This is a genomic window from Bacteroides luti (assembly GCF_900128905.1).
GTDB classification, from domain to species: domain Bacteria; phylum Bacteroidota; class Bacteroidia; order Bacteroidales; family Bacteroidaceae; genus Bacteroides; species Bacteroides luti.
In genome coordinates this window covers 144,416-168,931 of record NZ_FQTV01000007.1, presented here as the reverse complement: position 1 = coordinate 168,931, position 24,516 = coordinate 144,416, and the positions used below count along the sequence as shown (strand labels likewise).

Sequence of the window (24,516 nt, the reverse complement as noted above, 5' to 3'; positions counted from 1 at the left end):
GCAGGATTTTTTTATATCATTTATAAACAAAGATGTTCTATCAGCACTTTTGTTCCAATACCTATCAATATAAGTCCGCCCCACAGTTCCACTCTCATATTGTGTTTGCATCCAAAGAATATTCCAAACAGTAAGCCAAAGACAGATATTACAAAAGAAACAAGACCAATAATCAATATCGGTGAAATAATGCTATTAACGGTTCTCATCCCCATAAAGGCGAAAGACACACCAACCGCAAGGGCATCCAGACTAGTTGCTATGGCCAATGTAAAAACAACCTTTAAACAAGCCGGATTAAAGTCACTCCTGCACTCTTCGTCCTTAAACGATTCCCAGATCATTCTTCCACCAAGAAAAGCAAGAATAAGGAAAACCAGCCAATGGTCTACATTCTCTATCAAATGACTGAACCTACTAGCACCGAACCATCCCAGGAAAGGCATTAAAGCCTGAAAAAAACCAAAGAAGAAAGCCATTGTAAGGATATTGCCCCAGTGAACTTTCTTAAAAATAATGCCACTTGCTATCGACACAGCCAGGCAATCCATTGCCAGCCCCACAGCAAGCAGCCAATTTTCTAAATTTGTCATTATTATAAAGGTAACTTATAAATCAAAGAGTATGTAATCCCAAAGTTAGAGGACTTATTCTCTCCGAACCCCGGAATGTACCAAGGTGTTGAATGAACATTATCTTTCACGCTAATCTTAGCTTTGTATCTCAAAGACCATCCCATTAAAACGTTTTTAAAGACCTCGGCCCTGATACCACCAACCAATTCCATCCAATGAGCAGTAGTGTTCTCTCCTGTATATTCAAAAGGTACTTGTCCCGAATAAATATCATCATCAAGTCCGACACTTTTCACATCATAACTCAAAGCTGTAAAACCATATCGGGCTCCAATATACATGTGACTTAAGTTCTTTTTCTTGAACATTAAGTTGTAATCCATACCTATTCTGAAATATGGAGCCGACGATTTATAGGAAATACTATTATTATCTTTATCTACTTTACCATAACCTAATTCCACAACCGGGAAAAAGCGGTTCTTCAGATTCACATCAACACTAACCTCAGAACTTAAAAAATCACCTCCAAACGCTTTGCTTCCTATTCCGTACAAGTCTACCCCAACAAAAGTACCATTATACAATGGAAACACCTCTTTGGGTATCTTACTAATTACTTTCTTCTGTCCTTTCCTCAGCACTTGGCGTTGTTGTTGCTGTTGAGCAAGAGCAGGAAAAGAGAACACGAACAAAGCAAGTGCACTAATAATAGATGCGAATATTTTCTTTTTCATTGATATTAACTTCCGAATTTACTATTGCGATAGAATCTATTAAATGTTTGGTGTGTTCCACTTTGTTTATGTGATAAAACATAGCTACCCCACGATCCATAGAAATAAAATGCTCAGTATTAGTATGAGTAACCCAAACCGTATCAATCGTATCTTTTGAATATTTAAAGACCAATGCTGTTATGGTGTCAACATAACTAAGCGGAAGATTGGCAGAAGTAACTGTCTTTTGGTTATCAATAATTATCGAGTCACCCCGAACAGTATTAAGAGCAACCACAGTGAGCGAATCAAACGACTTTTCCTTCAGCGTACTTTTAGTTACAAATTTAAATAGCGGCGAAAGTCGTCCCACTGAGGACTCGGAAGCCTCACCACATGCCATAAAAAAGCTTACGGCACAGCAAGTAAACACTGTAAAAAACAAGAGTTTCAATAGATGTCTCATAATTTTTCCAAACAGTTTTTACAGTTCTTTTTCTACTTTGTAATTATTACGTTCGGGAGCGTTACGTGTAACAAGTTCACCTACAAATCCGGCCAGGAACAGTTGAGTACCAATAATCATACAGGTTAGAGCCAGATAAAAATAAGGAGATTCAGTTACCAGTCTGTACTCTAATCCAGAATACATAGAGTAAAGTTTAGATGCCCCCACAACAATAACAGATATGAAACCAAAGAAGAACATCAATGAACCCAGCAATCCAAAAATATGCATTGGTTTTTTCCCGAATTTAGAAAGGAACCACAAAGAGAGTAAATCCAGGTATCCATTCACAAATCTGCTCATACCAAATTTAGTAGAGCCATATTTACGAGCCTGATGCTGAACCACCTTCTCCCCTATTTTTGAAAAGCCGGCATTTTTAGCCAAATAAGGTATATAACGATGCATTTCGCCATATACTTCAACATTCTTCACAACATCTTTTTTATAAGCCTTTAGTCCGCAATTAAAATCATGCAGATTCTTAATGCCCGAAACAGAGCGGGCTGTAGCATTAAACAGCTTTGTAGGAATTGTTTTCGAAAGCGGATCATATCTCTTTTCTTTCCATCCGGAAACCAGGTCATACTTATCCTCTGTAATCATTCTGTAAAGTTCAGGAATTTCATCCGGACTATCCTGCAAATCAGCATCCATAGTAATTACCACATCCCCTTGCGCTTTTTTAAATCCACAAAACAAAGCAGGCGACTTACCATAATTACGACGGAATTTAATACCTTTTACAGTTTCCGACTTTGCACTAAGTTCTTCAATTACATCCCATGAACGATCGGTACTGCCATCATTTACAAAGATCACCTCATAAGAAAAATCGTTTTCTTTCATCACCCTATCAATCCATGCATAAAGTTCTGGAAGAGATTCTTCTTCGTTATACAACGGTACTATTACAGATATATCCATATTTCTATTCTTTATTTTCGTCTTGATTATTATCGTCTTTACTATCCTCCTCGCTATTATCTATAGGAAAAGCAGCCCTTTTTTTAACGAAAAGAGCAGTAGGAAGAGCCAGTAAAGATCCGTATATTACATTTTGTGAAAGCAATTGCATAGTAATTTCAATCGGGCGAAGACTACCAAGCGTATTTATGGTTTCTTCGAATTGCTTAAGCGAGCTACCCAGTCCGGCAGAAGCAGCCTGATTCTTGTCTACCGCATGAAGCATATCAAGATAAGAGGTTACAATAAAGCCATTATCCATGAATCTGAAGTATACGAAGTGCCCTACAGCCGTAAGCAATGCACTAAACATATACATAAAAGTAGCAAATACCCATGCATGACCAAAGGTAATAGACCCACCACAGATTCTGTCCCGGTACATTTTCGTGAAATAATATCCTACAAAAGGAACCAGTAATGTCAGTAAAAGAAAGAAGAACTCCAGAAAAGGTACTGTAAACCCAAGCGGGAATAAAGTAAATTTTATAATCCAAAAAATCCCCATGTAAGTGCCATACTGCATGGCATACTTATTCATAAAGCTTCTGTTCTCCATTATCATCTTTTATATTTGTGCACAAAAATACAATTTTTACATCAAGAAGTAGTACGAAATGAAATGAAAATTATTAAAATGGTATAAAGATTCCGGCTTTCCATGTACATTCTTACCAGCCACAAAAAAAAATGATTTTTTTTCGTTCTTTTAAGTAACTGAAAAGTAGCCGCTTAGTCCATCCACCCTAAAAAAAGTTTCGGGGAGGTATTGCAGGGTAAAATAAAATATCTACCTTTGCACCCGGGTAAGTCCTATACGGCTAGCTCCCAGCAAATCCTCCAGGGCTTGATCGCAGCAAAGGTAGTTGGTTGTAGCGGCGCGATATAGTAAGCTTACCCACCCGCCTCTTTAGCTCAGTTGGCCAGAGCACGTGATTTGTAATCTCGGGGTCGTTGGTTCGAATCCGACAAGAGGCTCAAAAAGCAAGGCACTTCTTTATAGAAGTGCCTAAAAATAAAAAATTGAAAAAATATATATCTTCGCCTCTTTAGCTCAGTTGGCCAGAGCACGTGATTTGTAATCTCGGGGTCGTTGGTTCGAATCCGACAAGAGGCTCAAAAGTAAGGCACTTCATTATTGAGGTGCCTTATTTTTTTACTTTCAGTAATAAAAATCTTTCCTCAAGCTGTATTTTATTCCTCCTTATTCTTACATTTGTAAAGACCAAAAATCTAAAGTCAATATGATAAGAATATTATTCATCATTGGTTCCGGAAGTTTTATCGGTGGAATATTACGCTATCTCCTGTCAAGAGCTATGCAAAACAACATCTTCTCATCCTTTCCACTCGGAACATTTGTTGTGAATATATTAGGATGTTTCCTTATCGGACTATTTTACGGACTTTTTGAACGGGGCAATCTGGTAAATAACGAACTGCGAATATTTCTCACTATCGGATTTTGTGGTGGGTTTACAACCTTTTCAACATTTGCCAGCGAAAACATGTCTCTGTTGAGAGATGGCAACTTTTTCTATTTTGCACTTTACACAAGTCTCAGCATTTTCCTTGGATTAATAGCCACCTATTTAGGTAATCTAATCACTAAAATATTTTGAATATGGAAATAAAAGGGGAAGCAAAGTTATTGCGGATATTTACCAGCAACACAGATAAATTTAAGCATTCACTTCTTTACGAAACAATTGTTTTCGCAGCAAAACGCTACGGACTTGCCGGAGCAACAGTTACAAAGGGAGTTATGGGATACGGATCAAGCAGTATTATCCGTTCGGTTAAATTCTGGGAAATCACAGAGAAACTACCTGTCGTAGTGGAAATTATAGACGAATCTCAAAAGATTGATGCTTTTATCGAAAAAATACTTCCCTGGTTTGATTACCTGCCCACCGGCTGTCTTATTACAACAGAAAACACCACTATAATTTTAAATAAAGAGGGTAATGGAAAGAATAAATTGAAAAAATAACGACAACATACTTAACCAAACCAAATATTTATTAAAATATGTTGTAAAGCATCCAATTTTATTTCATTTGTTTGCAAATTAAATTATAAGTCGTACATTTGTAATGTGTTTTTCATAGTATTAGATTTAAGGTTAACAAAGATTGGTTGTCGTGATGACAACCATTTTTTTTGCCCATACCCCTCAAACAATATTCCCCACATTAATAATATATACCACCTGATTATATTTTTTATTCAATTTAACTCTTTTCGTTATTGTTTTCCATAGGAAATTTGTTTTATAAGAAAATATATATATCTTTGCACCGAACACCTAAGGAATATATTTCCATAGGAAATTTAAAATCAAAAGAACTTAATACAGCTTACAATGATAAAAAAAGTATTCACACAATATTGGCTCGTATTACTGGGAGTGGTAATCGGAGCATTGGGAGGCTATCTGTATTGGCTATTCATTGGCTGTTCAAGTGGTAGTTGTCCTATCACCTCCTCACCCTTATTAAGTTCATTGTGGGGTGCAGTTATGGGAGGATTATTGTTCAGCATCTTTAAAAGAGAGGAGAAAAGCAATGAATAATCTATTAAAGAATTGGGATTCCGGTCGTATCATCCGTCTAATACTCAGTATCGCACTTAGCATATACGCCATCGTATCAAAAGACTACGGTTTCTTTTTCCTGGCCGGATTATTTTTACTACAAGCAGTCTTCAACCTATCGTGTTGTGGAGCAGGTGGATGCGCATCTTCCGGAACAGACAGTCAGAATCAAGTCTTTAAAGGCGAAATAGAAGAATACAAACCTGGTAAAAAATAAAAGAACTTACTATACCTAACCAAATCAGGCAAATCTTTCGGTAAGCGTTGTTTCACAACAACTGTTTATCGAAAGATTTTTATTTTCACGCTATTTCAACCATCCGCAACCTGTTTAAATATATAATTTGAAAATTATAGACTTTTGGCACGACTTTTGTAATAGAATAGATTCTATATATATAAATTTTAAACCAAATCTCTATGAATGTTTCACACTACAAAGGTGGAAATAAAGGCCGCCCTACATTTCTTGAAAACAGTCCGATGGCAGAAGTAATCAACTCTTTCAGCAGTTTAAAATATGCAAGCCTCGTCGACGATATCCGAAACAACAACGCAGACGCAACCAAAGCATGGGAACAACTCCCCTCTTTCACATTTGGCGCCACTTTCAATGGCGGACGTACTAAAACCAATATGGAGCAGTACAACGGAATTGTTCAGCTTTGCAGCACAAAACTGGAACCGGAACAAGCCGAAACCCTTCGGGATAATGCAGCTAAAGAACCCAACACCCTCGCCTCTTTCATAAATACAGAGGGAACAGAAGTTATCATTCTTACACCTGTATCTCGTCCGGATAATTCACAACCTCAGACAAATGAAGAGATTGCGAAGTTTCACGAGCAGGCATTTGCAACCGTCAGCATCTATTACGAATCATGCTTATACGCTGATTTCAAGAAAAGTACACACTCACTGGCACAACTAACCACCGCCACCTACGATCCAAAATTATTCTTTAACCCTGAAGCAGAAGTGTTTCTGGTAGCCACCAAAAAGGATTACGAAAAGAAACCGGAAAAGTTACTTCGCAACATGGAGGGAGACCCCATTTCATTTGCACATCTGCCAATTGGCGAAGCACGGGATCTTGAAATAAAAAGAGCATTCGACCGCGCTTATTCTAATACACTCAACAAGGAATCTTTCCTGGAAGAAAACCGGTCACAATTTGTGTACGGTTTGGCATACTTTTGCTGCCTGGCAGGAATTCCTGAAGCAGAAACAGCCAAACTGGCACTTCCACGCTGTATTACCAACCATTTTACTGCCGATGACCTCCGCCGCACCATCCGAATTAAGTACAAAGAGTACGAAAATGCGTTTGGTACTGACAGCGGACTGACAAAAGTGGAGAAGGAGACACACCTGCTCGAAGAGTTTATAAAACGCAACTTCATGCTGCGCCGCAATGTAATACTGCAAGGCATTGAATTTCGTTATGCCGATCATACCAGTCATGAGTGGACCGAACTTCGCGACCATCACCTCAACACCATTTATATCCGGGCACACAAAGAAGGAATAAACTGTACCCTGAATGATGTAAAGGCAATGGTAGATTCCGAGTTTACCCCCTCCTACCACCCTTTCAAGGATTTTATCTTTGTACCTTTCACCGAATGGGACGGGCATGACTATATTGCCGATGTGGCAGCCACCGTACCAACCAAAGATCCTGAATATTTTGAATGGTGCTTCCGCAAATGGTTCGTTGCATTAGTTGCTTCATTGATAAACGACCGAGTAATTAACCACCAGATTCTGGTATTGATTGGCGGCAAACACGGTATGGGAAAATCCACCTGGCCGGAACGTCTGTTGCCTCCCGAGTGGCGAAAAAGTCATTTCGATGCCAACGTATTTTCCAACAATGCCAACGCCACCCGCATGAAACTAAGCACCAGTGCCATTCTGAATATCGACGAGCTGGACACCATTCAGCGCTACGATCAGGAAACGGTAAAAGAGTTGTTCACCACGTTCAACATCAATATACGCACCTCGCCCGATCGTCCGCCGCGAAATTTCACGCGTCATGCCTCCTTCTTCGGCACAACCAATCACATGGATATTCTGAGAGATTATACAGGTAGCCGTCGTAACCTATGCCATGAAGTAACCGGTCCTATCAATTTCGATTTCACCATAGACTACAAGCAACTCTATGCTCAAGCATGGAACATGATTCTGAATGGATTCCGTTACTACTTCAATTCAGAAGAAAATAGCATTGTGGAACAGCACAACCAGCAATACATGGAAACGGACGCGGATATGGAACTTTTCTATGAGTACTACCGCAAACCGGAAGGTGAAGAGGAAGGTATATTCCTTTCTGCTGCAAAATTGGCGGAATATATTAAGAGTAAAACGGGGATTGCTATTAGTAAGAAGATGATATGGAAACTAGGCAGAAATCTTAAGTCCCTGAATTACAGCTTCAGAAAATCTAGAGGAATAACCCAATATGAAGTAGTACTCAGATAAAGTGGTGTACATGGTGTACATAAATCGTTCTTTTTTCGTTCTGCAAAATATTTTTTTGAAAATTCTGCAAATTGCGGAATTTTCAAAATTTAATTTCCAGAAAGCAAAAATAGTCTTTTTAAGTACACCATGTACACCACTATTCAATCAATAAAGGAAGCCCAAAGTCACATAAGACATTATAATTCAAACATATAGGCATATTAGCAAATATGACTATATGAATTAGCAAAAACAAAACGAGACATCATATCGATCATGTACACAATCGACTATCGAACATGTACATGTTCGTATTCAATCTTGTACATGTTTGTAGAAACCATAAACCAATAAAACATTAATTACCATGGGCATACCATATAAATTCAAGGAGATAAACGATAATTTAAGTAAAGACACAAAGAAAAAAGGCGGTGTTCATCCTATAATAAAAAGCAGAGAAAAGCTAAACACAAAAGCATTAGCCGAATACATTGCAGGAAACGACCCAGTACTACGTACAGAAATGGAGCTAGCAATAACTAAAACATTCAGTGCAATAGAGAAAGCATTAAAGAATGGTTACACCGTTGCCTTAAACGATTATGGGGCTTTCCAACTTTCTGCACAGTTCCGTGAAGATTTTGATCCCGAAGAACCTCATCGAGCCGAGAGTATTGAGGTGAAGAGTGTAAATTTCCGTGCTTCTACCAAGATGAAAAAGAGGATTAGTGCAGCTGGGTTTGAGAAGAGTGATAAGTAAAAACCAGAGATAATTAATAAATTTTACTTTAAATAATATTCAAAGTTAGAATTCAAGTACATTTGTATTAATTTAAATAAAACATGAGTGAAGATGCAGATTTTTTAAGGAGTCTTGGATTACTTCCTATGGAAGAAAAGAAATCCAAAACTTCATCAGGAGCTAATAATAAAAAAATAATAAAAGATAAAATCATTAAACCTATTTCATGTGAGAGTATTCTCTCTATTGACTTTAATAACTTATTTCAAAACAATGAAAACTTACGCGACTATCAAATAAACGCTAAGAAAAACATCTATAAAAAATGGACAGAGATTAACAATATAATGTTCCAAATGCCAACTGGTACAGGAAAAACAGTCCTTTTCACTTCCATAATTAAAGATCTTCTTTCTTTGAATATATCACTAAAAATTTTAGTGATAGCACATCGAGTAGAACTAATAAATCAAATTAGCGAAACTTTAAATCATAAATATTGTATAACGCATGGTATCATTCAAGGAAGTACTGAACAACATTTAAATCGTTCTGTTCAAGTCGCATCTATCCAGACATTCATGTCTGAAAAAACTCAGGGTCGATTAAATAATACTAATTTCGACTTTATAATAATTGATGAAGCTCACCATTCAGTTGCTGCCGGATACAAAAAACTATGGAGACTCTATCCTAATGCCCGCAAATTAGGCCTTACAGCTACCCCTTGTCGTCTTAATAAACAAAGCTTCACCGAATTATTCGACGATATAATAATCTCTCCATCTATTTCTGATTTTATAGAAAAAGGACATCTATCTTTATATGATTATATTTCGATTCGTCCAGATAGCACCATTCAACAAGAAATTGAATCTATTGACCATTTTATTGGAGGCGATTATGCAGACAAGGAGCTTGAAAAGCATCTTGACAAAGACAAAATACGAGCTAAATTATGGGAAGCTTATACTCAACATGCAAAAGGTAAAAAAGGAATTATTTACGCTATAAATCGCAAACACTGCGAAAACATCTGTACACTTTTTAAAAACAAAGGAGTAAATATTGTCCAGATTGATAGTAAAACATCATCAAAAGACCGTACAATGTATGTTCAGCTTTTCAAAGCAGGAGAAATAGATGTGATTGTTAATGTCGATATTTTTTCTGAAGGATTCGATTGCCCCGAAGTTGAGTTTATACAGCTTGCCCGACCAACCAAATCTCTGGCAAAGTTTCTCCAGCAAGTTGGAAGAGGATTACGGCCTACCCACTTAAAAGAAAAGACAATTATTTTAGATAATGTAGGGCTTTACAATCGCTTCGGTCTTCCTGAAGCAAAACGTAAATGGCATTATCACTTTCTTGGTAAAGATATCCCTGAAGAAAATTATAGTAATATCAAGAAAATGACTTCCAGATACAGAGAAAGTGATCTTTCCGAGGATAACGAAGAGATGATCATTGTGCGCAGTTCAAAAAAGTTCATCCAGGATAAAAAAGAGGCTCAGCTTATTAAAGAAAGCCTACCTATACCATTCACTCAAAATGGTTTGAAAGGTTTGAAAGACATTTTAGGGAATATAATATTGGAAGCACGTTATATCAAAATCTCTCAATTTAATAATGGATATGCTATTTTTCAACCACAAAATAAAAGATATGGCCTTCTTAATAGTGCCGGTAAAATATACTTATTAGCAAACTATTATAATATAAAATTTAACAAGAAAGCTTCTTGTTATATGATTCAAGAGACAATATATAGTTATCCATATTTTCTTTTTGGAGAAAAGTTACAGAAATTTGATTCTTGTGAAAAATGGGGTAAATATAAAATATTTAATGATAAGTATCTTTTTCGAGAAAACGAAAAAGATATAGAGGATATATCCCATTTTTCAGAAGATCGTAAGAGAGTATTCATTGAAAAATCTTGCTCTATTGTACATATTGATGGACGAAATGAATCATTTATTAAATATCAAGATTTAAGCCCTAATAATTGGTTTTTCTCACTAATCGACAGTTCTAACCACTTAAATCTATATAACCAGGATCTTCAATTTATTACATCAGATTATAGCGAAATTACCTCTTACAAATCATGTATTGTACTAAAAAAAGGAGAGTTATCAGGAGTATTCAATCCTATTTCTCTTGAGAATATTATACCTCTGGAAGAAGGAATATTAAAAGTTCTTAACAGCTACATTCAACGTATGAATAGTGAAAATTTATTTATTTACAGACTTAATCTAGATAATTATTATGAAGATAACAACTATTATAGTCTTGCTGAAACAGCTGATTTAGTTGCAATATTTTCAAGAGACTCTGATGCTTACTTAAGGGCCTCATCATTAACGAGCATTAATGAAATTGATGATCATATAGAGTTTATAAATAAAGATACTACTTATTCGATGTTTAACAAAGAAGGAAATCTAATATTAGAAAATTACATACCAATTAAAGTAGCAGGAAAACAAAATAACAATTATAGAATTTTGCAATATAAAGACTATACGATTGTAAAATACTATAAAAGTAATATAACGAAAAGGATTGAAGGTATCCCTACTAATGATGGTAAACGATATGCTTATTCTTTCAACAACTACAAACATTACTAATTGCATTTTAAATAATGAAATAGTATATTCAAATAATTCAAAATATTCCATTACTTTTGAAGTAGGGGTTTATATTATTCGAATTCCTAATGTAAGTATAAACATTTACGATAATACTGGTAAGCTAAAATTAGAACTTCCTGATATGCAACGACGGTTAATAAACAATATGCAATTCATGCTTAAAGAAAATACTCTTTCAGTATATAGCCTTCCAGAACTGGAAGTTATTGTAAAGTCTAAGCAACTATCGCCAATTGAAGTTAAAGCATTTAAAGCCAATAAAACATCACAAATATTATCTTTAGTCAATAACTAGATCTGTTATTATTCTCGTAACCTCAACAGTCTGGAACTAAATTTTGAGAAGACAGATAAATAGCAAAATACAATTTAACTTTTCAATTATAAATTTTGCCATAAAAATAATTTAACTATATTTGTACAGCATAATTTATAATTGAGATGTTAACCTTACAACAACAAAAATATATTGCCTGGAAACTTTCCCGTAAAAAAAGTGCTTCAGATGATGACAAACTAACAAGTGTTCTTTCTGAAGCACGTGTTGATTTAAATCCACATCAGGTTGATGCTGCTTTGTTTGCCTTTCGTAGCCCTTTAAGCAAGGGTGCTGTATTAGGTGATGAAGTTGGGTTAGGAAAAACGATTGAAGCCGGACTTGTAATAAGCCAGCATTGGGCAGAGCGAAAGCGCAGAATACTTATTATTTCTCCTGCAACCTTACGAAAACAGTGGAACGCAGAAATGGAAGATAAATTTTTTATTCCTTCAATCATTTTGGAAAGTAAAAATTTTAATTCCATATTGAATAATACTTATCATAATCCATTTGAACAAAAAGGCCGGCTAATTATTTGTTCTTATCAGTTTGCAAAAAAACAGATAATGCATATTAAGCGTATTCAATGGGATTTGGTTGTTATAGATGAAGCGCACAAACTTCGGAACGTATATAAAAATAGCAATGGAATGGCAGGTATAATAAAAGAAGCCTTACTGCCATTTAAAAAAATACTTCTTACAGCTACACCTTTACAGAATAATATTCAGGAACTACATGGACTGATTAGTGTTATTGATGATAATTATTTTGGTAGCATTGATAGTTTTACTGCACAATATAGTAAAGTCAATCTAAGAAATGAAGATACCTATGTAGAACTTAGAAAGCGTATTCAACCTGTTATTCACCGTACACTGAGAAAGCAAGTACAGGAATATGTAAAATATACCCGTCGTATTCCGATGGTTCAGGAATATTATCCTACCGAAGATGAAGCAAAACTATATGATTTAATCAGTGAATACCTTCGTCGCGATGATGCATACGGGCTACCCAAAAGCCAACGTAGCCTTATTACATTAATACTAAGAAAGCTTCTTGCTTCTTCTACATTTGCTGTAGCGAATACCCTTGCTACTATTATTGCAAGATTAGAAAGCGTTGTTAAACAGCATGATCATCAGTATAGTTTGTCCGACAAATTATCCGAGGACTATGAAGGATATGGTGAAGAATCTGACGAATGGAGCGAAACAGAAGATGAGGATAATAATGAAAAAGAATATTCTGAAGAAGAAATAGAGAATATAAAAGATGAGATTGAAGAACTTAAAACCTATCTTCATTTAGCTTTAAGTATTGCATCTAATTCAAAAGGAGATTGTTTATTATTGGCTCTGAAGCTTGGTTTTGAAAAAATGGAGCAACTTGGAGCAATGCAAAAGGCCTTAATTTTTACTGAAAGTACCCGTACTCAGAAATACATTTATGAACTATTAGAAAATAGCGGCTATAAGGGAAAAGTTGTACTGTTCAATGGCTCAAATAATGACTCACAATCTAAAGCAATTTACAAAAGTTGGTTAAATAAGAATGCTAATACCCAACAGGTATCCGGTTCTCCAACAGCCGATAAACGCCAGGCGTTAGTTGATTATTTTAAAGAAGAAGCTTCTATTATGATTGCTACGGAAGCTGCAGCCGAAGGTATCAATCTTCAGTTCTGTTCTCTCCTGGTTAATTATGATTTACCATGGAATCCTCAACGTGTGGAACAACGAATTGGCCGTTGTCACAGGTATGGTCAAAAATATGATGTTGTGGTTGTGAACTTTATCAATAAATCGAATGCGGCTGATGTTCGTGTTTATCAATTACTAAGCGATAAGTTCAAACTCTTTGACGGTGTATTTGGCTCTAGCGATGAAGTATTGGGAAGTATTGAATCAGGGGTAGATTTTGAGCGCAGAATGCTGGAGATATACCAAACTTGTCGTAGCGAAGAAGAAATAAACAATGCATTTAATCATCTGCAGGAAGAACTTGATGAAAGCATTAAGCAAACAATGAGTGACACAAAGGTTTCTTTAATGGAAAACTTTGATGAAGAAGTAATAGAAAAACTTCGTATCCGGCAGGAAAAAGATGAGTTGCGATTATCTAAATTCCAGAAAAATCTATGGGAATTAACAAAAGCTCGTTTACAAGGATATATCACAGTAGAGAACGAAGAGCAATCTATTTTTGTATTGAATCATGTTCCAAGTGGCATTAATGTTCCACTCGGGCGATATCGGTTAGGCAAACAAAGCGGATTGTATTACAACTATCGTATAAGTCATCCTTTGGCAAAATGGGTAGTAGAACAATGTAGAAAACTTATAGTTCCTGTTTCATCATTGACTTTCGATTATAAGAAGTACCCGTTTAAAATATCAATGCTAGAGGTTGCCAATGGCGCTCATGGCTATTTAATGCTGAAATTAGTTCGTTTTTGTTCATTGAATGATATTGAAGAACAGTTACTTATCACAATTTGTGACAAAGATATGAATCCGTTGGAAGAAGAGTTTGCCAAACGCTTGTTAGAACTTCCTGTTGTTTCAAGTAATGAAATAACAATAAATACCGATATTGAAAAGAATTTAATAACTATCTTTGACGAACAGAAAACGCAATTAATAGAACAATTAGAAGAGCGTAATTCTAGCTTAATGGATGAAGAAATTCAGAAAATTGAGCATTGGACAGAAGATAATAGGCAGGAACTTCAGAAATCTCTTATTTCTCTGGACGAAGAGATTGAAATAAAAAACAAAGAGTTTATGCAGGAGCGCAATATGAAAAAGCGTTTAGCTATTCAGATTGAAAAGAATGCATTGGAGGATAAACGAGATAATGCATGGAAACTCTTTGATCAGAAGAAGAAGGAATTAAAAGAGCAGAAAAATTTATTGATAGCCAGATTGTACGAAATGGCAGAGAATGAAATTAAAGTGGAAGATGGTTTTATTTTGGAATGGAGAATTAAAAATTAAATATGACAACAAACCTATTTACAGAGCTGGAAGCCCTTTTGGCATCCGATTCACAATATGCAGGAGAAGATGGAAATCTTCTCAAAAATAAAATCGTTGAAGCAGCATTGCAGCTAAAACCGGAATTTATAAAACTGCTTTTAAGCAATGAAAAACTAAAAAATAATTTCTTTACGGAAGTAGAAGGTATTCTTATCTTCGATAAAGTAAAGTTCCAGAAATTTGTAAGTAACAAGCGTTTCTTGCCAGATAGCTATACCTCTTTTAAAAATAAAATTGGGCTGGTGGGTGATGAGGGCGACTTCCTTGCCGAAAGTAAAGAAGTAGTTCTTTCATGGCCTTACAAAGATTGTGTGCTCGAAGGAGGACAAACAAAAGAGGATGCAAAACGAAATGAAGTTTTTTGGAATGAGATACTTGCTCCCGATGAAATAAATCGTTTAACAGAACCAAAAACACTTACTAATTTCGTAAAATACGACAGCGAGGGAGAACACAACGTTGAATCTATATCTAAAAATGACAATTTGATAATAAAAGGTAATAACTTACTAGCATTGCATTCTTTAAAAGAAAAGTATGCAGGGCAAGTCAAATTGATATATATTGATCCTCCATATAATACCGGAAATGACAGTTTTCAATATAATGATAGTTTTCAACATTCAACTTGGTTAACTTTTATGAAGAATAGATTAGAAATAGCATTTATTCTTTTAAAAGATAATGGAATCATATTCATCCAATGCGACGATAATGAACAAGCTTACTTAAAAGTGCTATGCGATAGTATTTTTTCACCAGAATCTTTTGTCGATACATTTGTTTGGAAAAATACAGATAATGCTCCAACTTTATCTAAGAAAAGTAGAAAGAATATAGAATTCATTCATTGTTATGAAAAGAAACAAAATAAATCATTGAGTTATCATGGTAGAGAAAGTGACAATTCTGATGCTCCTTTATTAAATAGTGGAAATCCCATAAAAAATTTGACTTTTCCTCCTAACTCTATTCATTTCAATATACCTGATGGAATATATAAAAAAGGAATATATGAATCACTTCAATTATTAACAGATATAGAAGTTTTAAATTCTACAAACAATAATAGTGTAACACTAAGTGGCAGGTTCAAATGGGGACAAAATACTGTATATGATGAAATATCTAATAAGACTTATTTCATCATAAAAACAGATAAAATGTCAATTAGATATCAAAGAGAAGATGCATCAATTATTGCACCTGACAAATTCATTGATGGACTATATTTATCAAAAGCAATAGGAATTTCTACAAACGAAGATTCCAAAAAAGAAATAGATAACCTTAAGTTACCATTTCCATCTTTCCCTAAACCAGAAACTCTCATAGCCTTTTTAGTTAAAGCAGTAACCACAGAAGGAGATTTAGTGATGGATTTTTTCCTGGGAAGCGGAACTACAGCTGCTGTTGCACATAAAATGAATCGAAAATATATTGGGATTGATCAGATGAATTACATAAAAGAAGTTGCAGTAAAACGTCTCTGTAAGGTTATCAAAGGTGAAAATGGAGGGGTTTCTAGTACTGTAAATTGGAAAGGTGGAGGTTCTTTCGTCTATTGCGAATTAGCCAAATCTAATCAAAATTTTGTAGATCAAATACAAACGGCTACAACAAAAAATGAATTGCAAACCATTTGGCAATCAATGCAAGAAACAGGATTTCTTAGCTGGAAAGTAAATCCTAAAGAAATCAATGATAAGATTTCAGATTTCACAGATCTGGATCTTGATGACATGAAAAGATTCCTTATAGAAGTACTGGATAAAAACTTACTATATGTACCTTATTCAGAAATAGACAATGAAGAGTTTGGAATTAGTGAGGAAGATAAACGCCTGAATAAGATTTTCTATGCAAAGAAAGTCTAAACAAAATAAAGAGAGGCACCTTAAAAAGATGCCTCTTGGAAATATCGTAGGGAGGTTGGTCACTTTTGCGGAGCGTAAGCTCTCAATTACAAGAAGGACGTTCTCCCTTTATATGTTTATTCTGTTGAATTCTTATTATTTACTGCACAAAAGTACTCCTTTTGTATTTAAAGAACAAACATTTTCTCAAATAGTTTAGTAAACATGTTATGAAACACACAAAATTACAACAGTTTTTTAAAGAAAGGCTAAAAGAGCTATTTCATAAAGAGACCATTGATAGTCACAGAGTTAGGTTTCATAACACCAATTCTCTATTAAAAGAATTAAGGACTTTGATTGTGGATTGGAAGAAAAATAAGATTAAACAATTTGAGACAGTACGTTTATGTGCACAAGAATTAATTGATTCGTTGAAGAATGATGAGTATATATCAATGGGCATATATAATAAAGAGTTATTTCTCAAAGATCTTGAAACAATGGTAAAGTGTGATGGCACTAAATTTAATGGTAGTCATGAACTTTTTATTCTTGATAAACTAATTAATGAAAATAAAACTAAGTATTTAGCTATCTTGTTTCAAAATCTTGAACAGCTTGTGCTAAGTGGGAATGAATTCCCCGATGACGAATTTATTCCGAAAGCAAATAAAATAGATAATGTAGTTTCATTATTAGGAACTGAATTAATAAACTGTGGATTTTCTAAAAGTTATATTTATTCATGTGTTGCTCAACTCTGCTTTAAACCTCATTTTGTAGATCAGTTTCAGATATTTAGAGATAAATTCCTTTCAGAAGAGGTTCCAACTTTCGTTGTTGTATATAAAATATGGACTGGCGATATTAAACTTTCAGAATGCGATATTCCTTATATTTATGAAGAAACACCTGATAAATATTTAAGTGATAATGTAAAGGAAAAATACATTAGATTTCTTCAAAAAGAAGAAAATTTCTGTTTCTTTATCTGGAAAGAAGAGGCTAAAGATTATTATAGTGCAATTAAGAAAAGTAAAGCGAAATTATCATTCTTGTTAGATCAGATTCACTTAGGAGTATATACCACTAATATTAGTATTCCAGAAAATGCATTAGTGATTAATTTAGCGAATAAAGAAAGGGGCACAGATCAACCAACTAATTATTTTACTGACGGTAAATATGGGAGTGACATTACATTGTTTCAGGAATATAATAAATTAATCCATCGGATTGAAGAAAACAAGAATGTTCAACAAGATGTAAAAGATCGATTAAACTCGGCATTACGTTATTTAAGATTGGGTAATACCACTATTGAAATGGAACAACGATTTATTAATTATTGGATTGCTCTTGAATTCTTGTTCTCATCACCGGAAACAAAAGAAAACACCTTTACAAGGTTGAAAAATAATTTGGTGAATGTATTGTTTTGCAGCTATGCAAAACGTAATCTTATGTTGTTAAATGAAGTACTAATAAAGAAAGGATATGTAGACTCCGGTTCCCTTTATTGGGAGGTTGCAGCTGAAGATCAACAGAATTTAATTAATCGCATAAACAAACCTTTATTGAGATATCAAGTACAAAAAATGAAGACACATATGTTTGTGAGCTCAGATAAACGAAAAGAATATTTAAATAATCACGAGACTAATTTAAACCAGCATATAGTAAGAATATACCGGTTAAGAAATGAACTAATTCACGAAGCGGCTATTAAACAAGATATAGAGAATATCACGAGCAATTTGCGCTACTATCTGGTATTTTTATTAAATCAAATGATTGTGTATTTTGCCAATATACCAACAAATAGTGATATTTGCAGACATGAAAAAGCAGGTATGGATGATTTGTTTAATGAATATATTTTATGGAAGAAACAAATTGCACAGCAAAAATATGATAAAGACATTCTCTTGGCAATTCCCTTAGAAATGGATTTGATTGTTTAATCTCGTAATGAGGTTAGTAATCAATCTAAAAAGTTAGTGATAAAAAATAATATGGCAAAAAAATATAATACACCCGAACAACAGATGCATACCTTACAGGATACATTGCGGGAAGAATATGGAAGAAAACAAATAGAAGAAAGAACTGAACTGCCTTCTTATTTTAAGCAAAGTTTGAATCCAAAATTTGCATTGCGTCCTTACCAGGATCAATGCTTTAAATATTTTATTAATTACTGGGAAAATGATTTCTCAGAAAAAGAACAGTGCCCGCAACTGCTTTTTCACATGGCAACCGGTAGTGGTAAAACTCTTATCATGGCAGGTTTGATGCTTTACTTGTTTGAAAAGGGGTACCGTAATTTTTTATTCTTCGTTAACTCTACCAATATTATAGAAAAAACAAAAGATAACTTCCTGAATATGGCTTCTTCCAAATATCTTTTTGCTCCCAGCATAAAGATAGGTGAAAAGCGTGTAGAAATAAGAATGGTAGATAATTTTCAGGGGGTAGAAGATGATTGTATAAATCTTTGCCTGACAACTATTCAAGGGTTGCACACCAGCCTTAATACCCCACATGAGAATGCTCTTACTTATGATGATTTTGGAGATCAGAAAATTGTGCTTATATCAGATGAAGCACACCACATGAACTCTTCCACAAAGAAAGGGAAAAAAGTAAAAGAAGATACACAGCTCTCTTTTGATATGGATATTGAAACATCTGATGACTGGGAAACTACCGTTATGCGTATTTTTCAGGCAAACACAGATTCGGAACATCCAAATGTATTGCTGGAATTTACAGCAACTGAAGATTTATCGAATGAATATATTCAAGAAAAATACAAGAACAAAGTAATCTTTGACTATCCACTGAAGAAGTTCAGAGAAGATGGTTATTCAAAAGATATTGAAGTTGTACAATCTGACCTGTCTCCTATAGACCGGGCTATGCAAACTGTGGTATTGAGTCAGTATAAACGGAAATTATTTAATGCCATTGGTCAGGATATTAAGCCGGTAATGATGCTGAAATCAAAAACAATAAAAGAAAATAAAGAGTTTTATCTCCTTTTTATTGATACCATTAAAAAGCTTTCTACAAATGACTTAGCGAAAATAAAAGATGTAGCTGCTCAGGATATTAAAGCTGCATTCGTTTTTTTTGAAGAGAGGAAAATTACATTAGAAAACTTGTTACTGGAAATAAAAGAAGACTTCAAAGAAGAGAACCTTCTTATTGTAGATGGAAATACAATAACGGCTGAAAAACAATTGCAACTAAATTCATTGGAAGCTAAAGACAATGAATTCCGCTGTGTATTTGCTGTAGATATGCTTAACGAAGGATGGGATGTACTAAACTTATATGACATTGTACGTTTATATGAAGGACGTGATGCCAAAGATGGTAAACCCGGTAAAACTACTATGGCAGAAGCACAGCTTATTGGTCGAGGTGCCCGGTATATGCCTTTTGAAGCTCCTGAAGAACACAAACCCACTGGCCAACGCAAATATGATGACGATATAACTAATCGATTAAGAGTAGTAGAAAAACTGCATTATCATAGTTCATATAACCCTAGGTATCTGGATGAATTAACAACAGCAATGGAGGATACGGGAATTATTGCCAAACGAAGCAAGGTTATCTCTATGAAGCTGAAAGATTCATTCAAAAAAACAGCACTATACAATGATGGTTATATTTTTGTAAATGAAAAAGAGCCTTATGAAAAAGAAAATATAACTAATTCATTCACTCCGGACATACTGGAAAAAATATATAAAGTGAGAATACGTTCCGGACAAATGAAAAGCAGCCTTGTTTTTGAAAAGACGGAAAATAATAACGTTGATGATACTACCAGAACTCATGAATTTATTTTAAAAGAGATGGGCAATCATGTGATTCGTGCTGCTATCAATTCGCTGGAAGCCTACAAATTCTCAAGCCTAAAAGAGGTATTCCCTACTCTACCTTCTATTCGCCATTTTATTGAATCAGAAAACTATCTGGCTAATATACATATAGCAGTTGCCTCGAAAGAGGAAGTTCTTGAAAATTTGACTCAAAAGCAAAAATTAGGAGTAGTAACAGAAGTGCTAAAACAAATTGAGCCTCAATTAATAAAAAGTGCAGTAGCATTAAGAGGAAGCAAAAGATTCCGTCCAAAAGTCTTGAAAGATTTTATAAAAGACAAAGAACTGAAAGTGTCTTTAGATAACTCTGAAGATAAGGAATTCGGTCGTTCTATGAAAGAACCTAATGATCTGTTTTTATCACTTGATCTATCAAAACATAATTGGTTTGCTTTTGATGATTTCTTTGGAACTTCGGAAGAAAAACATCTGGTTAAATACATTGAACAGCTATATCCGAAACTGCAAAAGAAATACGAGGATATCTATTTGGTACGTAGCGAACGAGAAGTTCGTATCTTTGATTTTGAAACAGGAAATGCTTTTGAACCAGACTTTCTTCTTTTTATGAGAGAAAAGAAGCAGGATAAATATGTAAATATGCAGATCTTTATTGAACCCAAAGGTGATCATCTAAAGCAACACGATGAATGGAAAGAAAAATTCCTACTGCAACTAAAAGAACGTTCACTAATTTCATTCGAAACAGAAACTAGCGAATATCGCATTTGGGGCATGCCATTCTATTCTGAATCAAGTAAAATACACTTTGATAAAACAATGAAAGAAAACTTCGATGTATCGGGCTGGGGATAATAACTTTCTTTTTTCTATTATCAAATGCGTACCCGATTCTGTATTTTCGGGTACACATCCATTATAATTTCATATTAGAAACAAAAGGGACGAGTTTTTTAGGATAGCTTTGCCCGTCAGGACAAAAAATGATATGCAAAGAAACATTTTAAAGTTGTAGGCCTTGAAGTTAAAGTTTCTGCTCCAGTAAAGGATGGTAGAAAGTGGTTGAGTAATTTATAAATGGGTAAACATACATATTTTAAAAATGAAAAAGAAAGCTATGATTATTCATGAATCTTGGATTTAAGAAAAAAGACTTCACCTGATCAAGCGTATAAGAATACATATAAAGGTCTTACGTTTCTTAAAAATGCAGGCTATTTAATTGATCAAGCTATTGATCAAGCTATTGACCAAGCTATTGACCAAGCTATTGACCAAGCTGTTGACCAAGATAAAGATTGGAAAAGCGAAACATAAATACTTAATTATCAGATTAATTGAATAAGCTAAAAATAGAGAGACAATGATAGCTAAAGAGATTTGGATACCCTGCTTTCTTAGCTGATTTTGCCTCATTATACTATCAGGCAAAAGACTATTCTGGTTCAATGAATATTTTGCAAGAGTTACTCTCTCTAATAAAAAAATCATCTGGTGAAAAAAGTGAAGCATATACCATTGCGATAAAAAAGATTATAGATTGCTCGGAGAAAGCCGGATTTTCTAACCAAACTAAAAAATATAAAGAAGAGTTGAAACGAATAGAAAAGCTGCAATGAATTCAATAATGGATTTGGACCTATAATTACAGACGGAGGTGGTTCAATTAACCACATAGGTGGTTCAATTAGCAACAGAGGTGGTTCAATTAGCGATGGAGGTGGTTCAGTTATTCGGAAATTCCGAATAACTGAGTTATAAATTACCAAGCAATTTTAACTAAAAATAATTACCCTATTTCAGTAATAATATATATCTTTGCAATGAAAATAAAATATAGTTCAAATAAACTTGAAAAGCAATTAACTATACCCAAAGAGCTTAGCAAGAAGTTTGGAACAATGGCAAAAAAAGTTGCTCAACGAATATCTGAATTAAAAGCAGCAGAAACGCTCGAAGATATGCGTTCACTACCAGCAGCTAATTGCCACGAACTAAAGGGTAATAAAAAAGGAAAGTTAGCAGTAGACATTTCAGCTAATTACAGACTAATTTTTGAACCCTGCCAAAATCCCATTCCACAAAAAGAAGATGGCGGAATGGAATGGATTCTAATAACAGAGATAGAAATAATTACTACGGAAGACTATCATTAATAGAAAAAATCATGAATGCAAATTTAATTTTAGCTAAAGAGTTGTTATCACCTCCAGGAGACACAATTCAGGAAACTATTGATATGATGGGAATGCGTCAAAATGAATTAGCTGAACGCATGGGTAAAACCGAAAGTAAAATTAATGATATCATAAAAGGGAAAGAACCTATAACTGTAAACACAGCTCTACAATTAGAACTTGTTTTAGGCATTCCTGCTAAATTCTGGCTTGCCAGAGAAGCTAATTTCCGAGAAGAGCTTGCACGTATTGAGCAGCAAGAAGCACAGGAATTAATGATTGACTGGATTAAGAAATTTCCTTTGGCGCAATTAAAAAAGTTGGGATATTTAAGCAAGAATAAAACAATAAAAGAATTAGTGCCTGAGCTTCTTAAGTTTTTTGGTATTGCAACACAAAAGGGATGGGAAAAGATTTATCTGAACGACAAGATGTCTGTAGCATTTCGTGTATCTTTAACTAGCACAGCAGATCCTTATGCCATTTCTTCATGGTTGCGAATGGGAGAATTACAATCAAGAAACTTGAGCTGTGCTGAATTTAACGCTAGTAAATTTAAAGCCTGCCTTCCGCAAATAAGAGAAATAGCAATTAAACAACCAGAGGATTTTCTACAAGAGCTAAAATCTATCTGTGCCAATAATGGCGTAGCTTGTGTATTTACATCTTGTTTACCTAAAGCTCCAATAAGCGGAGCTACAAGATGGTTCTCAAATAAGCCATTAATTCAGCTATCTGACAGATACAAAACAAATGATCACTTTTGGTTTGCTTTTTTCCATGAAGTAGCTCATGTATTACTTCATCCAAAGAAAGATATTTTTCTGGAAAACTTAAAAGGTGCTGAAATAGATAGGCAGAAAGAGAAAGAAGCTGATGCATTTGCTTCCGATCTTCTTATACCAGATAAGTACCTTAAAAACATAAAGGGTAAAATAACGAAAGAAGAGATTCTAGATATCGCTCATAAAGCAAACATTCACCCTTCTTTTGTAGTGGGGCGCTTGCAACATAATGAGATGTTACATTTTAGTAGATTTAATGAAATGAAGATTCCCATTTCTATTAATCAAATTTAAACATTGTAATTGCCTCACCAGTGTTGAGACAATTACAACAATATAATTCAGGTGGCAAATTTCGGTTCTAAGGTGCCACCTGAAAATAAAACTAATTTTTCTTCTCCACTACTCTATTATATTCATTATACTTTATTGAAGTTGTTTTATCTTGCATAATTTGCAACCCAATTTCTTGGTAATAATGTTGCGTAGAGTAAGGCTTAATTAAATAATTACCTACATTAAGAGGCATATCTAAAGTGCCGTCCCATTCAGGAGTTACTTCATAAATAGGTGTGTCTTTATCCTCTAAAGAGTAGATTGTTACCGTCAGATCTGCGGGATGATTATAGAAAGTAATCTTCAGATTTCCTTGTAATGATAATACATCCTTTTCACAACCAGAATTTAAACAACAAACAAATAGAATAATAAAGATCCTTTTCATTAAGGATGTAAGTTTAGTTTTTTGCATTTTTATTTTAAATTTATTTTCGCGTTTTAGTTTCTAGACAAAAGTAATTGCTTTTCCGAAAAGAAGCAACAACAAAGTAATAATATATTCATTATTTCAGGATGGATTTGTAAAAAGTAAACAGCAAAAACATTTTATCAACGTTTTACAGGTTTTCAAAATAAAATATCTGCATCAAAATAAAAATGAATTGAATATCTCATTTTATCCTTACATTAAAAAATATTATATATTTTTGCCTTAACAAGATTTATAAAAAATGAAAAAGAAAACGGTTATAAGAATTTGTATTGTAATTGCTTACTGCATCTTTATAAAAATAATGTTCAGAATAGGAGTCGTAAAGAAATACGATGACTTATTTGCCATATTATTTGTATTACTACCTTTATTTTTCAAATTCTTGGTTCAAAGAAGCAAGATTTAAAGACCAATATTCTTTCATAAATTACAAGAAAAATACAAGTTTTCATGTAT

The 24,516-nt window shown here is 34.2% G+C and carries 22 protein-coding genes and 2 tRNA genes; 18 read left to right on the top strand and 6 right to left on the bottom strand.

The annotated features are described in order from the left end of the window. Positions 1–20 precede the first annotated feature (20 nt). From BUC21_RS08275 to BUC21_RS08255, 5 genes are read right to left on the bottom strand one after another with little or no spacing between them, the layout of a single operon-like run. Positions 21–593 (bottom strand): manganese efflux pump MntP, encoded by a 573-nt coding sequence (locus BUC21_RS08275; RefSeq protein WP_073401129.1) that lies wholly within the window; start codon positions 591–593, stop codon positions 21–23. 2 nt (positions 594–595) lie between these two features. Beyond that, a complete protein-coding gene (locus BUC21_RS08270; protein WP_073401127.1) occupies positions 596–1,312 on the bottom strand; it encodes a DUF6048 family protein in 717 nt (238 codons plus the stop codon). Further along, the gene (locus BUC21_RS08265; protein ID WP_139261340.1) at positions 1,281–1,760 is read right to left on the bottom strand and encodes a DUF6452 family protein; all 480 of its coding nucleotides are present in this window, start codon (positions 1,758–1,760) and stop codon (positions 1,281–1,283) included. The genes BUC21_RS08270 and BUC21_RS08265 overlap by 32 nt, the downstream gene beginning before the upstream one ends. A gap of 18 nt (positions 1,761–1,778) precedes the next feature. Beyond that, positions 1,779–2,729: a glycosyltransferase family 2 protein gene (locus BUC21_RS08260; RefSeq protein WP_073401123.1), complete on the bottom strand. Its 951-nt coding sequence runs from the start codon at positions 2,727–2,729 to the stop codon at positions 1,779–1,781. 4 nt (positions 2,730–2,733) lie between these two features. Further along, entirely contained in the window at positions 2,734–3,333 is a 600-nt protein-coding gene (locus tag BUC21_RS08255; RefSeq protein ID WP_394332754.1) for a DUF4199 domain-containing protein, read from the bottom strand. Between the two features lie 339 nt (positions 3,334–3,672). On the opposite strand from BUC21_RS08255, the gene BUC21_RS08250 reads away from it, so the two are divergent. The 18 genes from BUC21_RS08250 to BUC21_RS08165 all read left to right on the top strand — a co-directional run bounded on the left by BUC21_RS08250 (position 3,673) and on the right by BUC21_RS08165 (position 23,582). After that, positions 3,673–3,746: transfer RNA gene (locus BUC21_RS08250), tRNA-Thr, on the top strand. A 65-nt stretch (positions 3,747–3,811) separates the two neighbouring features. After that, positions 3,812–3,885, top strand: a tRNA-Thr gene (locus BUC21_RS08245). 127 nt (positions 3,886–4,012) lie between these two features. Next, positions 4,013–4,390, top strand: a complete 378-nt coding sequence (gene crcB / locus BUC21_RS08240; RefSeq protein WP_073401121.1) for a fluoride efflux transporter CrcB — start codon at positions 4,013–4,015, stop codon at positions 4,388–4,390. A 2-nt stretch (positions 4,391–4,392) separates the two neighbouring features. Next, complete coding sequence (locus BUC21_RS08235) at positions 4,393–4,761, top strand: DUF190 domain-containing protein (RefSeq protein WP_073401119.1); 369 nt, start codon at positions 4,393–4,395, stop codon at positions 4,759–4,761. A 372-nt stretch (positions 4,762–5,133) separates the two neighbouring features. Then, entirely contained in the window at positions 5,134–5,343 is a 210-nt protein-coding gene (locus BUC21_RS08230; protein WP_073401116.1) for a DUF6132 family protein, read from the top strand. Continuing rightward, positions 5,336–5,581: a hypothetical protein gene (locus BUC21_RS08225; protein WP_073401114.1), complete on the top strand. Its 246-nt coding sequence runs from the start codon at positions 5,336–5,338 to the stop codon at positions 5,579–5,581. The genes BUC21_RS08230 and BUC21_RS08225 overlap by 8 nt, the downstream gene beginning before the upstream one ends. Positions 5,582–5,784: 203 nt before the next feature. Continuing rightward, positions 5,785–7,857 (top strand): VapE domain-containing protein, encoded by a 2,073-nt coding sequence (locus BUC21_RS08220; RefSeq protein ID WP_073401112.1) that lies wholly within the window; start codon positions 5,785–5,787, stop codon positions 7,855–7,857. A gap of 349 nt (positions 7,858–8,206) precedes the next feature. Further along, a complete protein-coding gene (locus BUC21_RS08215) occupies positions 8,207–8,602 on the top strand; it encodes an HU family DNA-binding protein (protein WP_073401110.1) in 396 nt (131 codons plus the stop codon). 83 nt (positions 8,603–8,685) lie between these two features. Then, positions 8,686–11,223, top strand: a complete 2,538-nt coding sequence (locus BUC21_RS08210; protein WP_073401109.1) for a DEAD/DEAH box helicase — start codon at positions 8,686–8,688, stop codon at positions 11,221–11,223. After that, positions 11,174–11,542 (top strand): hypothetical protein, encoded by a 369-nt coding sequence (locus BUC21_RS08205; protein WP_139261338.1) that lies wholly within the window; start codon positions 11,174–11,176, stop codon positions 11,540–11,542. Before BUC21_RS08210 ends, BUC21_RS08205 begins: the two co-directional genes overlap by 50 nt. Before the next feature lie 146 nt (positions 11,543–11,688). Then, positions 11,689–14,568: an SNF2-related protein gene (locus tag BUC21_RS08200; RefSeq protein ID WP_073401105.1), complete on the top strand. Its 2,880-nt coding sequence runs from the start codon at positions 11,689–11,691 to the stop codon at positions 14,566–14,568. 2 nt (positions 14,569–14,570) lie between these two features. After that, on the top strand, positions 14,571–16,487 hold the full coding sequence (locus BUC21_RS08195; RefSeq protein WP_073401103.1) for a DNA methyltransferase: 1,917 nt from the start codon (positions 14,571–14,573) through the stop codon (positions 16,485–16,487). A gap of 209 nt (positions 16,488–16,696) precedes the next feature. Further along, on the top strand, positions 16,697–18,433 hold the full coding sequence (locus BUC21_RS08185; protein ID WP_073401099.1) for a hypothetical protein: 1,737 nt from the start codon (positions 16,697–16,699) through the stop codon (positions 18,431–18,433). 51 nt (positions 18,434–18,484) lie between these two features. Then, positions 18,485–21,181 (top strand): DEAD/DEAH box helicase family protein, encoded by a 2,697-nt coding sequence (locus BUC21_RS08180; RefSeq protein WP_083547648.1) that lies wholly within the window; start codon positions 18,485–18,487, stop codon positions 21,179–21,181. Positions 21,182–21,460: 279 nt separating this feature from the next. Beyond that, on the top strand, positions 21,461–21,643 hold the full coding sequence (locus tag BUC21_RS08175) for a hypothetical protein (protein ID WP_073401097.1): 183 nt from the start codon (positions 21,461–21,463) through the stop codon (positions 21,641–21,643). Positions 21,644–21,774: 131 nt separating this feature from the next. Then, positions 21,775–21,945, top strand: a complete 171-nt coding sequence (locus BUC21_RS16460) for a hypothetical protein (RefSeq protein WP_175550501.1) — start codon at positions 21,775–21,777, stop codon at positions 21,943–21,945. Between the two features lie 204 nt (positions 21,946–22,149). Further along, positions 22,150–22,482 carry a type II toxin-antitoxin system RelE/ParE family toxin gene (locus tag BUC21_RS08170; protein WP_073401095.1) on the top strand — a complete coding sequence of 111 codons (333 nt, stop codon included), beginning with the start codon at positions 22,150–22,152 and terminating at the stop codon, positions 22,480–22,482. Between the two features lie 11 nt (positions 22,483–22,493). Beyond that, positions 22,494–23,582, top strand: coding sequence for an ImmA/IrrE family metallo-endopeptidase (locus BUC21_RS08165; protein ID WP_073401093.1), 1,089 nt, complete (start codon positions 22,494–22,496; stop codon positions 23,580–23,582). A gap of 91 nt (positions 23,583–23,673) precedes the next feature. Here BUC21_RS08165 and BUC21_RS08160 read toward each other — a convergent pair whose 3' ends face one another. Next, complete coding sequence (locus BUC21_RS08160; protein ID WP_073401091.1) at positions 23,674–24,012, bottom strand: hypothetical protein; 339 nt, start codon at positions 24,010–24,012, stop codon at positions 23,674–23,676. Positions 24,013–24,516: the final 504 nt, after the last annotated feature.

Excerpts from the sequence above, each read along its gene's own strand:
- crcB (WP_073401121.1), top strand. The coding sequence starts at position 4,013 with ATGATAAGAATATTATTCATCATTGGTTCCGGAAGTTTTATCGGTGGA.
- BUC21_RS08185 (WP_073401099.1), top strand. The coding sequence starts at position 16,697 with ATGAAACACACAAAATTACAACAGTTTTTTAAAGAAAGGCTAAAAGAG.
- BUC21_RS08195 (WP_073401103.1), top strand. The coding sequence starts at position 14,571 with ATGACAACAAACCTATTTACAGAGCTGGAAGCCCTTTTGGCATCCGAT.
- BUC21_RS08270 (WP_073401127.1), bottom strand. The coding sequence starts at position 1,312 with ATGAAAAAGAAAATATTCGCATCTATTATTAGTGCACTTGCTTTGTTC.
- BUC21_RS08275 (WP_073401129.1), bottom strand. The coding sequence starts at position 593 with ATGACAAATTTAGAAAATTGGCTGCTTGCTGTGGGGCTGGCAATGGAT.
- BUC21_RS08180 (WP_083547648.1), top strand. The coding sequence starts at position 18,485 with ATGGCAAAAAAATATAATACACCCGAACAACAGATGCATACCTTACAG.
- BUC21_RS08265 (WP_139261340.1), bottom strand. The coding sequence starts at position 1,760 with ATGAGACATCTATTGAAACTCTTGTTTTTTACAGTGTTTACTTGCTGT.
- BUC21_RS08170 (WP_073401095.1), top strand. The coding sequence starts at position 22,150 with ATGAAAATAAAATATAGTTCAAATAAACTTGAAAAGCAATTAACTATA.
- BUC21_RS08205 (WP_139261338.1), top strand. The coding sequence starts at position 11,174 with ATGATGGTAAACGATATGCTTATTCTTTCAACAACTACAAACATTACT.
- BUC21_RS08210 (WP_073401109.1), top strand. The coding sequence starts at position 8,686 with ATGAGTGAAGATGCAGATTTTTTAAGGAGTCTTGGATTACTTCCTATG.
- BUC21_RS08220 (WP_073401112.1), top strand. The coding sequence starts at position 5,785 with ATGAATGTTTCACACTACAAAGGTGGAAATAAAGGCCGCCCTACATTT.
- BUC21_RS08225 (WP_073401114.1), top strand. The coding sequence starts at position 5,336 with ATGAATAATCTATTAAAGAATTGGGATTCCGGTCGTATCATCCGTCTA.
- BUC21_RS08235 (WP_073401119.1), top strand. The coding sequence starts at position 4,393 with ATGGAAATAAAAGGGGAAGCAAAGTTATTGCGGATATTTACCAGCAAC.
- BUC21_RS08255 (WP_394332754.1), bottom strand. The coding sequence starts at position 3,333 with ATGATAATGGAGAACAGAAGCTTTATGAATAAGTATGCCATGCAGTAT.
- BUC21_RS08160 (WP_073401091.1), bottom strand. The coding sequence starts at position 24,012 with ATGAAAAGGATCTTTATTATTCTATTTGTTTGTTGTTTAAATTCTGGT.
- BUC21_RS08200 (WP_073401105.1), top strand. The coding sequence starts at position 11,689 with ATGTTAACCTTACAACAACAAAAATATATTGCCTGGAAACTTTCCCGT.
- BUC21_RS16460 (WP_175550501.1), top strand. The coding sequence starts at position 21,775 with ATGAATATTTTGCAAGAGTTACTCTCTCTAATAAAAAAATCATCTGGT.
- BUC21_RS08260 (WP_073401123.1), bottom strand. The coding sequence starts at position 2,729 with ATGGATATATCTGTAATAGTACCGTTGTATAACGAAGAAGAATCTCTT.
- BUC21_RS08165 (WP_073401093.1), top strand. The coding sequence starts at position 22,494 with ATGAATGCAAATTTAATTTTAGCTAAAGAGTTGTTATCACCTCCAGGA.
- BUC21_RS08230 (WP_073401116.1), top strand. The coding sequence starts at position 5,134 with ATGATAAAAAAAGTATTCACACAATATTGGCTCGTATTACTGGGAGTG.
- BUC21_RS08215 (WP_073401110.1), top strand. The coding sequence starts at position 8,207 with ATGGGCATACCATATAAATTCAAGGAGATAAACGATAATTTAAGTAAA.